The 13,957-nt window shown below is 57.4% G+C and carries 3 protein-coding genes; all 3 read left to right on the forward strand.

What is annotated here, in order from left to right; translation table 11 throughout:
* The first annotated feature begins 2 nt into the window (after positions 1 to 2).
* From FGF80_RS12260 to FGF80_RS12270, 3 genes are read left to right on the forward strand one after another with little or no spacing between them, the layout of a single operon-like run.
* Complete coding sequence (locus FGF80_RS12260) at positions 3 to 5,531, forward strand: DEAD/DEAH box helicase (RefSeq protein ID WP_138654300.1); 5,529 nt, start codon at positions 3 to 5, stop codon at positions 5,529 to 5,531.
* Positions 5,532 to 5,557: 26 nt separating this feature from the next.
* Positions 5,558 to 11,008 carry a DEAD/DEAH box helicase gene (locus FGF80_RS12265; RefSeq protein ID WP_138654302.1) on the forward strand — a complete coding sequence of 1,817 codons (5,451 nt, stop codon included), beginning with the start codon at positions 5,558 to 5,560 and terminating at the stop codon, positions 11,006 to 11,008.
* Positions 11,001 to 12,977 (forward strand): phospholipase D-like domain-containing protein, encoded by a 1,977-nt coding sequence (locus FGF80_RS12270; RefSeq protein ID WP_138654304.1) that lies wholly within the window; start codon positions 11,001 to 11,003, stop codon positions 12,975 to 12,977. The genes FGF80_RS12265 and FGF80_RS12270 overlap by 8 nt, the downstream gene beginning before the upstream one ends.
* The last annotated feature ends 980 nt before the right edge of the window (positions 12,978 to 13,957 follow it).

Genomic DNA, 13,957 nt, shown 5'->3' on the forward strand with positions numbered 1-13,957 from the left:
CCATGAAAGACCCCGTCGCCCGCGCGGAACAGATGCAAGAGGCCTACCACGACTACTTCATCGGTCGTGGTGGGCGAGCAGCGCGCAGCGTCGCCAACCGACTCGTCGACGGCGAGGACGACCTCACGGGGATGCGCGGACCGTACCTTCAGGCGCTCGACATCCCGAACTGGAGCGGCCGTTCGTGGGAGGCCTTCGCCCGGTCGGCACGTCTCGAGCCACACATCCGTCGTGCCTTCACAAAGATCGGCTTCGAGCGGCTCTACGACTTTCAGGAGCGCAGCATCGAGGCCATCCTCGACGGTGACGACACCGTCATCACCGCCGCAACGGGGCGAGGAAAGACCGAAGCGTGGCTCATCCCCATCCTCAACCGTATCCTCGAAGACAAGCGGTACGGCGAGGATGGCGACGGCACAAGCGTCAAGGCCACGCTCATCTACCCGACGAAGGCGCTCGCACAGGACCAGCTGAAGCGCCTCCTCCAGTACCTCTATCTGATCAACAAGCAACTGACATCGGAGCAACAGATAACGGTCGGCATCTACGACGGAGACACACCACGGAACGTCGGTGAATCTGGTTCCGAGGGATACCTCAATGCGACGTTCCGACACTTCGAGTGTCCAGGGTACAACGACGAACTCGACAAGTGCCAGGACTGCGGTGGTGGCGTCCGGATCCGAAACACCGGCGCTCGGTTCAAGCTCATCCCAGAGAAAGCGCACTGTGAAGACGACGATCCGCACGACGTTCCGCTCGATTTCCTGCGGCTAACGAAGAACGACATCCTCGAGAACGGCGTTGACATCCTGCTCACCAACCCGGACACGATCAACTACCGACTCATCAACACTAACGCCGAAGACGAACACGAGCGGTTCGTCTACGAACCCGAGTTCCTCGTCTTCGACGAGGTCCACACCTACGACGGCCTGTTCGGGAGCTACACGTCGACGCTGATGAAGCGAATCCAGTCGCTCCGCGAGGAACGCGGCCTCGACGACTTGCAACTCATTGCGAGCAGTGCGACCGTCGAGAACGACGTCGAGTTGTTCCAGAAGGTTAGCGGTGCCGTCGACGTCAAACAGGTGAGTGAGTCACCACGCGACCTCGATGGGGAGATTCCGGACGATGTTCCGGAAGAGCTAACGTCACACAGTCTGTCCGTCGACCGCATTCTACGTGCGACGGCCGCGCCGGACGACGTTGTTCCGGGCCTCGATGCGTTCGACTACACGCTGGAGGATGCATCGAGTTACGACCGTGACCGCCGGGAGACGCTAGCGAGTGACGCCCTCTTCGATTATCTCACTGAAGCCAGGGACGACCCCGGCGCACAGGTCGTTCGCTACGTTCACCAGTTGCTGTACGACGAGCCGCTCACACGGTCCCAGCTACACGACGAGTTAGCGACGACGCTGAATCTCGACACCGATGAAGCATCGAAACTGGTGTCGAACGTCCGGACCCTCGGTGAGTTTTCCGGCATGCTGGAGAACCGAAGTCACGTGTTCTCTTGGCCGATCGACGGCTTCTATACGTGTCCATCGTGTGACGCAACGTACCGCTCCCCACAGGACGACTGTAACGAGTGTGGATTCGACTTCGTCACGCGCTCTACCTACTGCCGACACTGTAGCGACGAACACCTTGTCGGATGGTACTGTCCAGGCTGCGACCAACTAGAGCCGTACACGCCGACCGAACACGGGACGATCGACCAAGACGAGGAACACGTCTGCCGCCGATGTGAGGAAGCGCGCGACGATGTCGTCCAGATGGTTCGTACGACGTTCCAGCCGTTCCTCGAGTGCCTCGACTGTGGACTCCGAACCGAGCGAACGACGACCCGTGACTGTCCCGAGTGCGGTTCCAAGACCGTCAGGACCGACGATGAGACGTTCACCTGCGTTAATCCGAAGTGTGAGTCGGCTCACGAGATCGAGCGAGTCTGCGACAGCTGTGACGGGACCGACTTCGGACTAGCTACTGTTGCGAATCGATTCGATTGCCCGGAATGTGGCGCGACTTACGAACACCCCGAGCAGGCCCCTGACCAGTGTGTCGATTGTGGTTCCTCACTCACCTCGACGAGGTTCCTTCCCTGGGTCTGTGGGAGCGACGATTGTAGCCGGGTCCTCTTCGATGATTCCCCCGATCAATGCGACTGTGGCTCATCGTCGTTCGTAAAGCGCGGACTCTTCGAGATTCACGACGACCACCACTGCCGTTCGTGTGAGACGGCATTCCTCGGCGACGAGGGTTGCAACTGTGACGATCCGGACATCCATCCGCGGACCGGCCACCATCAGGCCTACAAGACGATCGACACCAGTGGGTGGATTCACACGATGAGTTCGCAGCCGTCGGCTGTCCCGTGCCCGCATCCGTATGCCCGGTACGAGATTGACCGCCGGTTCGACGAACTGATGCGAGGTCCGAGCAACCTCGCGGTGACCACCTCGCAGTACATGTTGCGCCGCGTCGCGGACGAGGAGGGCCAACAGGCGGCGAAGCTCCTGTCGTTCGCTGACTCTCATCGTGACATGAAGGAGCTCAGTCGTGACTTCTCGGAACCAGAGGTCGAGACCCTTCTTGATCAACTGTTAATCGAAAGTGCGTCGTCCCGTAATGACGGGAACGACTGGACACCGTTTAATCAAGTCCTCGAGGACGCGGCGAACATCGTCGACGAGGTAAACGATGCACTGGAACCGCCGCGAGTCGCGAGGAGTGTCGAGTTTGACCTGAAGTCACGATTGAAAGATCAGCCCCGAAAGCGCTGGGACGACGATGACGCGCTTCGGGATCGACTCACCCGACGCGCACTCGAACACACCTACAGCCAGCGTTTGGGCGAGCGGGACGGCTCCCTCACCGAAGAAGGACTGCTCGATGTCCGCTTTGTCCCAGGTCTCGACGAACTCGATGGTGATGAACGCGCTATCGTCCGCGAACTCGCCGACGATGGCAATGACTATCGTGTCGCAAACTTCGACCATCCAAGTCCCGACAGGCCCGCCGAAGCAGTCGTCGACGAACTGGTCGACCGAAATATCCTCTCCTACGGGCACTCTGATGACTACGTCTCGTTCGATCCGTCGGCGCTCGCTGTTACGGTTGCAGGCGACGGTGATGGTATTCGGTTCGACCCTGATACTGAGCGGTACTACACGACGCTCCAGCACCAGTTTGGTCTGGATACGCAGTCCACTGTTCAGTCCGGAACGTCGCTCGCCGAACGTGCCTCAACCTCCCATCCCCGGTTCACACAGCGTGCCCACCGTGCCGAATACTCAGAGACGCGGATTCTCATCTCTGAGGAGTATCTCGGGGCGACGAATAAGCGCAAGCGTCGGGAGTTAGAGTACCTCTTCCGCGAGGAGAACTACCCCCACCACCTCTCTTCGGGACCGACGATGGAACTCGGGGTCGACATCGGCGACCTCGACGCACTCCTTCTATATGGGACGCCGCCGAACATGAACGCGTACCTCCAGCGGGTCGGGCGTGCAGGGCGTAGCTCCCATTCTTCGATGGTTCACTCGGTCAGTCAGCGCAACCCGATCGACTACTACTACTACGACCACCCGGACGAACTCATCGACACCGACCCGACTCCAGTACCGCTCAACGAACACAACGAGGAGGTCCTACGCGTTTCGCTGTCGTGGGCGATCTTCGACTACGTGGCGGCTAACTTCACCATTCCGTGGGACGTCAGTCGACACGGTCGCGCGCGGTCGATCGATGGTGGAGATACCTATCACCGTCGGAGCATGCTCGACGAGAGCGAACGTGACGACGCCAGTAAACTTACCCACGTGATGTCCCTCGGTGCCGACACGCTGTCGCTCGGCAGCGACGACTCAAAACTCGACGTACTCGGCGAAGTCGTCGACGACTATGAACGAGACATCGCCGACTACCTTGAATCTCTCCTCGACTACCGCTACTGCGAAGAATGTGAGCGACGGTATGCTACTGACGACGACCGCGAAACGTGTGCCAACAGTGACTGTGATGGAGAAATCCTGCACGCTCAGAGCGAGTTCGGCCACCTTGTCAACGACGTTCTCGCGAACTTTGACGAGCGCTACATCACTGGATACCGCGAATACAAACGGGGGCTGGAAAGTGAGTTGTCCGATCTGAAACGACGTAACTCTCGGTTGCGTCGTGACCAGCAGCGGGCCGAGTCAGACGAAAGGGCACGCATCATGCGCAAACGCCGGGGCCTCAAGGACCGCATTGAGGTTCTCGAGGACTACCTCTCTGATCTGGGTGGTGCGAGCTACTTCGACTTCCTCAGAGAGTCCCGTGAAAGCAAATACGACTTCTCGATGCGGAGCGTCGCCACGACGGCCGGTCTGTCCCTGGTCGACGAAGGGTACAACCGCCGGAACGTCGGCGATCAGGGGAGTGGCCGCGCGATGCAGATGGCGCTCTCAGAACTCCACCCCGGTGCCGCCTACCTTGACGGCGGGGAGACGTACACCGTCTCGCGCGTCCGACTCGACGACAAGGCCAGCTCGGATCTCCGTGATACCGTGAGCGAAGCCGTCGACGGAGATCACCTGGCCGAGGAACTCGTCTGTCCGGCGTGCCACACCTCGCACGATCTTGACGCTGACGGGTGTGATTGCGATAACGATGTACCGCTCAAGCGACGCCGACTGGCGGTACTCGATTCGGTCGATGCCTACCACGACAACCTTAAACTGACCGCAGAGGGTGATGAAGCACGCTATCTCCACGACGAACCGAACAAACCGATCCAGAACACGTACGCCGAGCGGGAGACATCGATACTCGAGTTCGACTCTGAACGGACGTTCGAACTCCAGGATGCCGATGGCGATCCTCTCGGGACGATCGAGTACGGCGATTACTCGGTTCTGCTGCACACGAAGGGCTACAAGACGAAGTACAAGTCCGGTGAGGCTGATCCGAGGCCGACATCCTTCGAGGTATGCGGTGAAGAGAACTGTCCAGGCGTCATCTATCGTGACGATGACGACGAACGTCGGTGCAGTGCCGACCCCGACCACTTCCCTAACGGCCGCGGTGCTGACTCCGAGTTCATTCGCCTTGGATACCAGTACGACACTCAGGGTGTCCGAGTTGACCTCAACGACCGCGACCTGTCGCACACGTTGGCTCACGGCCTCCGAGTTGCGCTGCAATACCTCGGCGGCGTCAACATTCGTGACCTCGCCGAATATGTCGGCGAGGATCATGTATACGTCTTCGAGTCTCAAGAGGGAGGATCCGACGTCGCGCGACTCCTCTTCGAACGGACGGACGGAGAGTTCCGGGCCTTCCACCGTGCAGTCGGGCTTATGTGCGATCAGTTCGACTGTGACTGCGAGAACGGGTGTCCGTCCTGTCTCTACCAATACGGCTGTGACATCAGAAACGACCAGCGGTCGTTCGACCGAGAACGTCTTCGAGACATCCTCGCCAACGGTAGCGTGATCATTCAGCCGATCACGAACCACGAAATCGACGAACAGCTCACCGACTGACCAACATCCCACACAAATTGCCACCGATGGATTTCGACCCACTCGAACTCGCGAACTCGATGCGCGAATCGTACGCTGAACACTACGCCGGCTCCCAGCCACAGCGAGCCGTCAAGAACCTCGTCTCGCGGTACCACGACGGGTCTGGCGAGTCACTGGAGGACGACCTTCCTGAGTTCATCCGGACGAAGGGACCCTACCTCCAGGTGCTGGACCTTCCACGGATGAGCGACACCTCTTGGGAGACGTTCGCCAGCAACCATGGCCTCCACGACGATGTCACCGAAACGTTCTCTGAGGCCGGGTTCCGATCGCTGTATGAATTTCAGGAGTCAGCGGTCGAATCGGTTCTCGAGGACCACCACACGCTCCTGACCGCAAGTACGGGTCGGGGAAAGACCGAGGGATGGCTCATCCCCATCCTCCAGTTCATTACTGAGGCAAAAGCGGGCCAGCACAACGACCATCCACCGGACAGTGTCAAGTGCGTCCTCACATACCCGACAAAAGCACTCGCACAGGACCAGTTGAAGCGATTGATCGATTACCTCTTCACGCTCAACCGCGATCGATTGCCGGACGAGCAAGTGACCGTCGGTATCTACGACGGCGACACCAAGCGTCGTGATCCCGACGAGCTCGCGTACCTCCAGACCACGTTCCAATACTTCGACTGTCCGTGCGACGAGTGTGACTCGTCACTGACGGTCCGCCAGCGTGACGACGACTCATTCGTCGTTGAGCCGATGGTGGAACATGAAGACGATCTCACCTTCGATTTCATCAAGGTCACCCGTGACGCCATCGTCGAATCACCAGCGGACATCCTGTTAACAAACCCGGACACGATCAACTACAGACTCTTCAACGTCAACGGTGATGAGGAACAGCAGCGGTTCGTCGCCGAGCCGAAATACTTCGTGTTCGATGAGATCCACGAGTATTCCGAACTCTTCGGTTCGTTCACGTCGACGCTCATGCGACGGTATATCCGGGAGCGACAGGAACTCAACGGGTACGAAAGTGAGGCAGACGACGATCTCACCATCGTTGGTGCGTCGGCGACCGTGGAGAACAAACGGACGGTCTTCCAGCGCATCAATCCGTTCGTCGACCCTGACATCGAAGTTGTCGAAGAAGACGAGCGTACCCTCGACGCACCGTTCCCCGTCGACATCCCCGACGAATTTGTTTCGGCAGAAATGAGCGAAGAGGAGTTACGTGCCGGGGACACCGATGCCGCGAGGCAAGCACTTGACGCCGCTGCCGTAAAGGATGGTAGTGAGGACGTTGATGATGCGCTCTACGAACATTTAGTTGAGGACGAAGGTGGGCCCCTTGAGTTCGTCCGCGGGATCTACGCGGCGCTCCGTGAGACCCCACTTCGGCCAGTCGGTCTTCGGGGCCGCCTGATCGACGAGGCTGGGCTTTCTGAGTCCCAGGCGGAGACAGTCGTAGCGAACTTCATGACTATCGGCGAGGTGTCGGGCATTCTCGAGCGCCGCGCCCACTTGTTCAGCTGGCCGCTCGACGGTTACTACACGTGTATTAACTGTGGGACAGTCTACGACACCCCGCAGTCGTCCTGTACTGAGTGCGGCCACCACTTCGTGACGAAACTCTCGTTGTGTAACGAGTGTGGTGAAGAGTCGCTTGAATCGTGGTTCTGTCCGAACTGTGAGCGCCTCGCACCTCATACCGTCACGTCGGAAGAAGGCCGTTTCGAGTATTTCCAACGGAGAGAATGTCAGTGTGAGACCATCGACGGCGAAACACCGGAGATGGTTCGAGTTTACTGGCGACCGTACTACGAGTGTACGGACTGTGGCAAGCGTCAGAAGATTGACCACCAGCATGACTGTCCCGACTGCGACGCCTCGATGGTCCTCGACGATTCGATGGAGAAGCACGTCTGCACCAACCCAGACTGTGACGGCGAACTCACGGTCGAGGAAGCACGGGAACCCGAATGTCATTCCTGCCGTTCCACTGCGTTAGAGCCGCTTGCAGACGAAGATGTTCAGTATTGCACCGAGTGTGGAGAAGTCTACGAAGATCCGGAGGGTCAGGAGTGCACTACGGACGACTGTGACGGCGAACTCACACCCAAACGGTTCCTCGGATGGACGTGCAGCGACCCCGGGTGCGACGAAGTGTATTTCGGTAATCCACCCGCGTCGTGCAGTTGCAATAAACGGAAACTCGTTCGATCCGCGCTGTTCGACATCAACATGGTCGACGAGTGTCAGTCCTGCGGGCACGAGTTCCTTCCTAACGGTCCACACAACTGCAACTGCGACGATCCCGAGATTAGCCGCCGGGCGAAGGGCTACGGGAACTTTCGGATGGTAGACGATAACGGACGAATCAGGGAAGCGAGTAACTTCCCCGGCGGACTGCCGTGTTACCACGAAGATCGGCGAGAAACCTACGCGAAGAACCGGCGATACGACTCGATGCTCCGTGGTCCGGCCAATGCTGCTGTGACGAGCGGGCGCTATTTGTTGCGTTCACTGGCAGATCGTGACGATTCCAGTACCTTCGGAGAATCGAAGATGCTCTCGTTCGCGGACAGCCAGTCCGACATGAAGGAACTCGAGCGGAACTTCCGCGAACCCGAAGAGTCGTTCTTCTTCGACCAGTTGTTCGTAGATAGCGTCAGTTCGGAGGCTGACAAATCGGGTTGGGCAACACTGTCCGACGTCGTGGAGTGTGGAGTAGACGATGCTCACCAGTACGAAGGGCAATTAGTCGGTAAGGACGGTAACGCCCCGCGGATGTACGAACATCTGACCGGCTACGACCAGTCGGTCGACGAATACCTGACGGAAGAATTGCTGTCTCGCGTCTTTGAAGGGAAGTACAGTCAGCGTTACCGCAGTAACCAGCTTAGCGACGAGGGGCTGGTCGACGTTCGACTGGACGCCGAAATTGACGAACTCAGCGAGGGCGAACGTGAGTTACTCGTAGAGGCAATCGGTCAAAACCACCATTACGAGCCAAATCTGGTGGACGAGATCGAGGACGGACACGATCATCTCGATTCCCTCGTCGATCGCGGTATTCTACGTCGCGTCGAAGAGGATGGAAGTCGGTACGTCATGGTCGACGAAGATGCGGTCGAATGTGCTGTCGTCGACAACGAGACGCCGACGAACTACAGTCCGAGCCAAGAGGAATACGCGACCTCGCTCGAAGTCACTCTAGGGCTCGCACCGGATGATGTCATCGAGTTCGGAACGACGATAGAGGACCGGTCGGAGTTCTCTCACTCCCACTACTCCCTGACTGCTCAACAGGTTTCGACGTCCGACCCGATGATGTTGCTCGCGCGGGCATACTACGGTGAGACCGATCGCGACGAGCGGCGAAAACTGGAGTACCAGTTCCGACAGGGGCGGTATCCACACTTCCTCTCGTCTGGGCCGGCGATGGAGTTAGGTGTCGACATCGGCGACCTCAACACGCTCCTCCTGTACGGGACCCCGCCGAACGCCAACTCGTATCTTCAGCGAATCGGCCGTGCGGGTCGGGCTTCGGGCAATTCCCTCATTCACTCGGTCAGCCAGCGGAACCCCATCGATTACTACTACCACGAACACCCAGAGGAACTCATCGCGGCCGACCCCCAGCAGGTTCCGCTCAACGAGGTGAACCACGAAGTGCTCCACCAGTCGCTTTCGTGGGCCGTCCTCGACTGGGCTGCGACGACCCGATGGGTCCCATGGCGCCGCGAACAGAGCGGTCTCGAAGACCTCATCGTCTGTGACAACGAGCCAGTACCGCGAACGGAGCCCCGACCGAACGACGTGATGACGTTCACCGGGGTGCTTTCGTCCACGAACTTCCAGGTCCAGAGTTGGAACGATGATGCTCCGCTCGAAGCACTTCGGAGGCTTCTCGACGAGAACCGGGACGAAATCGAGCAGTGGTTGGAGGACCTCCTGTCGTTCAGCGTTTGTTCAGCGTGTGGACGAAAGCACGCCGCTGGCTACGGCGGGGAGTGTCAGCGTAACGACTGTGACGGTGTCGTCGAGTCGGTTCTCGATAAGCATGGGGACATCGTCGAAGGGATCCTCGCCGGAACCGAGGACAAACAGAGCTTCGAGGAGACTATCGTCGATCTCTATCGCGACCAGCAAGACAACATCTACGACGACATCGATGAACTTGACGAGGAAGTAAGCGATCTACGGCGAGAAGAACGGAACACTCGCGACCGCGACGAAAAGCGCCGCCTACGAGAACAGCGAGAGCAGGTCGAGCGTCAACTCGACCAACTGAACGACTATCTCGACCGACTCGAGGACATGGACTTCGGTAGCTATCTGAACCGGGAGAGTCCTGCTGCGTTCGGATTGCGGTCGGTTGGTAGCTCGGTCGATTACCAACTCGTCGGTGAAGACTTCGAGCACGTCAGCGACGGGTCACGCGAGCGCCGCATCGCTCTCTCTGAACTCCATCCTGGTGCTGCGTATCTCTACGACAGCGAGACTTACGTCGTGACACAGGTGTACTGGGAGCCACTGGAATCCGCACGCATCACTGACGACCTCGAAGATGCGGCTATCTGTCCGACGTGTGCTTCCGAGTACGATAGCGACACTTCCAACTGCGAGTCGTGCGGGACGCGACTGAAGCCGCTCGTCACTCAGGTCCCGGAAAGAGTGATTGCGTACCAGCACGATCTCCCGCTCAGTTCGACGCCGAGTACCCAGCAACTTCAACCCTCGACGGTCTACCAGAACGATACGGAACCCCAGAGCACGTACGCTCCCGTCGAAACCGATGCAGGCGATTCGTTCGAGGCGACGTTCTCCCGGGACATCGTCGACGAAAACGGGACCGTCCACGGACAGTTCGAGTACGGTGACGTCACGCTACTCGCCTCGGCGAGCAAATACTGGGCGACCTACAAGGACGGTGGAGCGGATCCGTTACCGAACGTATTCGAGATGTGCGGTGTCGAGGGGTGTAACGGAGCAATCGCAAAAACGGGAGACTCGGCATACTGTACGAACAACGTCGAACATCCCGTCGATGAGAGCGAGGCTGTCCGGCCTGCAACGAAGTTCTCTACGAAGGCGGCCCGAGTACGCTTCGATAGCGAAGAACTCGAACACGGCTTCGCTCACGGCCTCCGAGTCGCACTCCAGTACATCGGTGGCGTTAGCGTCAGGCAGGTTCCCGAATCCATTGAGGACGAAGGAACGCTGGTCTACGACTCCGACGAGGGCGGAAGCGGTATCACCGTGCTGCTGACCCAAGATGATGGGGAGAAGTTCGAACGCGCCGTCGAACTCATGCGTGAGGCGTTTTCGCCGGATGAGTCGAAGTGCAACTGTGAGAACGGATGTCCGTTCTGCCTCTACCAGTATGGGTGTGTAGAGCAGAACGACCCCGAATCGTTTGCGAAGGACGAACTGCTAGACCTGCTGTCTCACGACCTTCACCTCGAATCGAGGAAAGATGAGTAAGCCACTCAACGCCGCGAACGAACTCCGAACGCAGTCGCCTGAGCGCCTCTGGGCGCTTTCAGCGGAGAGCATGTACTCTGCACTTGCTGCAAAAGCAACTGGGGACTCGATACAGGAACGGCTCGAACCGCACGTTCGGACTGAAATAGTCAGAACGAATGACGAACGAGGCCGCGATCCCGTCATCTCGATACACGAGTGGCTGCTCGACGAACTCGGTCTCGTCGACAACGGCACCATTTCCCTACTGGGAATGGTAGTGCTAATCTCGGACGAGCCACAGCCGTTCATCCGAACAGCTACTGTCGCTCGGCTTCAGCCAGCTGAGATGGTGCTTCGCTCGTGCAACGAGATCGAGGAGGACAACGTCCCGAGACGCGAACTCGACAGCCTGCTCGCCGACGAGTGGGATGAGACCGTTCTCGCTCCCCTCTTAGGGTCACTCGGGTTCATGACTATCTATCCCGACAGCGTCGACCTCAATCGAGAACGGATCGGCAGTTCGTTGTCGGCCCAGCAGACAATGTCTACTGAGACCGTTATTGCAGAATCCTATCGCGACATCTTCTCTTGCGTCTTCGAGTCTGCGGACGCAGCCTGTCTAGAAGACCTCGTGCAGCGGTTGATTGGAACAACTCCGACGAAGGGAGAACTGGAGATGGCCGAGGTAGCAAACCTCGCCAATACGGAAGCGATCACAGTCGATGAAACGGAAGTCGAAGACGCAGTCCGTAACCAGCGGCAGGAATACAAGGACGAATTCGACCAGGTACGGTCACTGCTGGTGCCATCAACTGAGGCCGACTTAGAGAGAGTCAACACGGACCAGTCGGTCGGACTCGACGATGTGTCGGAAGATGCGGATCTTAGCGCTGATGAACGGGAGGCAGCTCTCAAAGTCGTCGCTACTGTTGCGGCATACCCTGTCCTGGCGACGTTCGACGTGCACTTCGTTACTGAGCGGTGGCCGAGCGTAACACCGTACTCTCTCTACCAAGCACTTTCATCAGTTCCGGGAGTGGAGTGTGAGGTCAGCGATGGCCTCGTCGAATTTGAGACCGTACCAGAAGCTGTCGATGTCGAGGCTGTACGAGACGAATACACGAAACACCTCGTAGAACGCTGTTCGGACCTTCAGAGTCGTATCGACACCCTCTCTCAAGAGACGGTGTCACTCCCACCAGATCCCGTTGCGACCGAGTCAATGGTGGTTCAAGACTACGAGTCGATCGACAGCGGGGCGATCGCGCCGACCTACTTCACCTACACGCTCGTCGATCCGGACGCTCTCGGAGAACAGAAGATGGACGCCTACGTCGGAGACTCACGAGGACTCGGCAGAGAACGGGCGCGTCTCCGCCGCTGGCATGAGAGGCGCTCGTCGGGACTGGAATCGTACACTGCAATGACCGACCGCTTGTTCAGCCTCGGCCTCGAGCGCGACATCGAGGACAAGGTTTTGCGCATCATGACACCGTTCGACGACGATACGTTCAATGAGTATGTGGCCCAGATTCGTCGTCTTCTCGAACATGGCTTCGAGTTGCGTTTGCTCACTCGCCATACGAAGGAACCCTGGGAGTGGCGGCGGCTTCAACGAAACCTGCTGAGCGAGATCAAAGAACATCGTGATCGAGTGACGGTGCGTACCTATTCGCGGTTCAAGAAACATCAGCATGTGACGCCCGATATGGACTTCCGCGACCTCAATGAGATCGGGATTCATGGCAAACTCCAGACGGTCGGTGCACCGGAGGAAGGGGCGGCGCTCCTCGGGTCTGCGAATTTCATGGAAAACAGTTACGACTGGAACCCCGAATGTGGGATCTACACCGAACGAACGCAGTTTGTCGATGCCGCGATCGAATTCTTCGACATCGTGTGGGACATCTCGGCGGCTGACGAATTATCGATTGAGCGGTTGCAAGAGATTCCCGGTCACCAGCTAGTACCAACGTACTATAGCTAGACTTGTTCGGCCTGAAAGGCGCATTCGGACCCCTGCCTAAGAAACATACGTTGGTATACAAGTGGTGCAAATATGTAGATAGCCCAACTGGCGGCTGAAGTTCTTCGCAAGTTGGCTCAGTCGGTTCGTCGCCTTAATGGCTCATAGGCATGGGTTCTTACGGACTCAAAACCACCCTCACGACTCCATTTTTGCTATATAAGCGCATTAGAAACGATAATATCTCATCTAATGGCGAGAGAAAGCGTGAGAGGTTTCGTCGATTTTCGCCATTGCTGACCTCACACTTTCTAAGAGGTTTACAGGAACCGAAATAGGATTTAGAATTTTGTTTCTCGCTGAAACTACCGAAAGACGGTGCTGGTGACAAATATAGCTTCTCGGGATAACATAAATGTGTGCAAACTGCCCACATCGGTCTAAAAATCGCAGGCCGTCGAGACGACTCTGAAATCATCCAAATGATATTCTGTGTATCATCCTCCGTATTATAAATAATATCACTATTATGCAGCACACTTGGTACACATTATGAGAGAATTTTTACTGTAATGTGGGCAGATTGCCCACAGAGTTCCAGAAATCGCAAGACGAAATCCGAAACACAATATTCAAAATCAGACATGTGCTAGGTAACCCACTACATATGAGATAGTTTTTATAACCCAAATTTAATTCACGCTCGGAATAGTTTGACGGATTATCCTAATGTGGGCAGGTTGCACACATTCCTTGAGAATTGGGGGACGTGGCAAGAGGTATCGTATGAAAATTCTGGCATTAGGATGTTTGTCAGCTTTACATAAATCTACATACACTATTGGCCACCAAATTGAACTCCATCTGTTATTTCTGCGTTTTCAGACCCCACTGCTATTATTAACTCGTAGGTTCTGGCGAATCGCCATACTGCAAGGTGTCTAGTGTGTTGGAGTCATCGTGAGAACGTCTAATTGGTTCGCCAACACGGATCCTTCGAG

Source organism: Natrinema pallidum, assembly GCF_005890195.1.
GTDB lineage: Archaea > Halobacteriota > Halobacteria > Halobacteriales > Natrialbaceae > Natrinema > Natrinema pallidum.

Bases quoted from the DNA above. Each gene is read 5' to 3' on its own strand.
- FGF80_RS12265 (WP_138654302.1), top strand. From the start codon at position 5,558: ATGGATTTCGACCCACTCGAACTCGCGAACTCGATGCGCGAATCGTAC.
- FGF80_RS12260 (WP_138654300.1), top strand. From the start codon at position 3: ATGAAAGACCCCGTCGCCCGCGCGGAACAGATGCAAGAGGCCTACCAC.
- FGF80_RS12270 (WP_138654304.1), top strand. From the start codon at position 11,001: ATGAGTAAGCCACTCAACGCCGCGAACGAACTCCGAACGCAGTCGCCT.